The organism is Candidatus Protofrankia californiensis (assembly GCF_900634765.1).
GTDB classification, from domain to species: Bacteria; Actinomycetota; Actinomycetes; order Frankiales; family Frankiaceae; genus Protofrankia; species Protofrankia californiensis.
Genome location: NZ_CAAAFT010000119.1, coordinates 1 through 1,980, shown reverse-complemented (window position 1 = coordinate 1,980; position 1,980 = coordinate 1). Strand labels below are relative to the sequence as shown.

2 protein-coding genes and 1 pseudogene are annotated in these 1,980 nt (G+C 67.5%); 2 read left to right on the top strand and 1 reads right to left on the bottom strand.

Annotated features, from left to right (window positions below):
- A partial coding sequence (locus tag DD1DGNOD_RS07100; protein WP_131769704.1) for a GroES family chaperonin occupies positions 1-318 on the bottom strand: 318 nt, incomplete at its 3' end.
- Positions 319-625: 307 nt separating this feature from the next.
- On the opposite strand from DD1DGNOD_RS07100, the gene DD1DGNOD_RS07095 reads away from it, so the two are divergent.
- Both DD1DGNOD_RS07095 and DD1DGNOD_RS07090 read left to right on the top strand, forming a co-directional pair.
- Positions 626-1,309, top strand: coding sequence for a hypothetical protein (locus DD1DGNOD_RS07095; RefSeq protein ID WP_131765817.1), 684 nt, complete (start codon positions 626-628; stop codon positions 1,307-1,309).
- Between the two features lie 198 nt (positions 1,310-1,507).
- Positions 1,508-1,980: pseudogene (locus tag DD1DGNOD_RS07090) on the top strand (hypothetical protein); the annotation flags it as partial.

Below are 1,980 nucleotides of genomic sequence, written 5' to 3'. Positions count from 1 at the left end.
CAGGAGCACGTAGGTCGCGCCGTGCAGCTCGACCTCGGCTCGTTCCTCCGGATCGTAGAGCACCCGGTCGCTCACCTGTATGGTACGCACGGCCGTACCGACCGCGACCACATCCGCCCAGGACAGGCGCTTGCCCATCTGCGCTGTGGCAGGAATGACGATCCCGGCCTTCGAACGCCGGTCGGCCGAGTCCTCGCGAGGGGCGACAAGAACACGATCATGAAGAAGCCTGATCGGCAACGATCCGGCACGCATGTCCACACCAGCCATGCCGCCAACGCCAGCCATACCGTTGACACCGCCGGAAGCAACACTCACACGCCGGACACTACCCGCATGTGCAACATCGTCCTACAACGGCAGACGCCACAGCTGTCCATCCCAGCTCACCAACACCCCGCGACAACCGGCGGACCGCGGATTCCCGGTACAAACGCACAAACCTCCCCGGATGGGGAATGCACCCCCAACGGGGTATAAGCTGCCGCCCATCGCCGGCCTCACGCTGTTGCCAGGTCGGTGAGCCGGCGCCGGGCCGCAGCCGGGCCCCTCACATCGCCCGGCTGCTCCGGTACCGAAGGCAACGGTGGGTCGGCACGCTGGAACCGTGAGATGAGGCGCGACGATGGCTTTGCGAATCAGTGTGGACCTTGACGGCCTACGCTGGGCTGATCTTTTCCGGTTCGTCGATCTGGCCCGCAACGGCGGCATCGGGCCGGAGGACCAGGTAGATGTGATCACATACGGCAGTGACCCGCTGTCGGTCAGCCTGTCGGCACGGATCTACCCGCCGGCGGACGTCTTCGGGCCGGGCGAAGCCGAGCTGGGCGGCGAATCGGCGGGCCGCTCAGGCATGCCGGCCGTCGCCGCAGCACCGTCGCCCAACGGTTCGTCATTCGGGTACGACCCGCCTGCCGACGAGCGCGGATCGGGCGGCAACGGCACCCACTACCCGGCGTTCGAAGCCGCTGGCGAACGTCCCGGCCAGGGCGGCGCCCCGAACCTGCCCTCGTTCTCGGGCGGGTACGACGGGCAGGGCGAACGCGGCGCCGCACCGACCGCGGTCGCCACCCACTACCCGGCCTTCGACGGTCAGGGGGAACGCCTCGGCCCCGGCGGGGCGGGCGGGCAGTTCGCCGGGTTCGAACCGGTCTTCGACCGGCAGGGCGGCATCAAGGAACCGGGCGGTAACGGCCCGGGCGTTCCGGGCCAGGTCGACAGTCCGTACATCGAGGAGTTCGCCCGTCTCCAGGAGGGCCTGATGCGCCAGGTCCGCCGTCCGGACGAGGTCCGTCCCGAACGGGGATGAACACCACGATGGTCAACTGTATAACACTGTGTGACCAGCTGTTATGCGACCGGCAGCTGTGTGACGACGCCGTCGCCGGGCTACGGTCACCCAGCCGCCAATAACAAGAACAGCATAGATAGCTACAAAAAGTAGCATAACGGCCAGACCGACCGGTCAAGGACGGTACCGGTAACACTTCCCACGAAGCGATGGTGCATGCTGCCTTCGATGGAGGATCAGCGGACGGACGAGGTCGAGCGCTACTGCAACCAGTTGCGCTCGGAACTTCACATGATTTCAAACGGCCCCGTCCTGGCCGGTCCGAAGATGATCGAACACATCGGATCCCTGCTCACGCTCCTCGGCCTCCACCAGCCGAACGAGTTCGACCTGTGCGTGAGCTGTGACCGGCTCTGGCCGTGTCCGACGGTCGTGGTCGTCACCGGCACGCCACAGGCAGACGACAGAGTGCCGGCTTCAGACCTGGGCCGCAAGCAGCAGCATGCGCAAGCAGCCGCGGACATCACCCCGGCATCGGCGACGATGGCAAGACATACCCTGGCCGGCGCACCCGTAACCGCCGCACCCGTAACCGTCGCCGCGCGCACGGCCCCGTCCGCGCCGGTTCCCACCGCGGCGCGGACCGCCGTAGGAACCGGCAACGCCACCGTGACCCCTGCGCCCCCGCC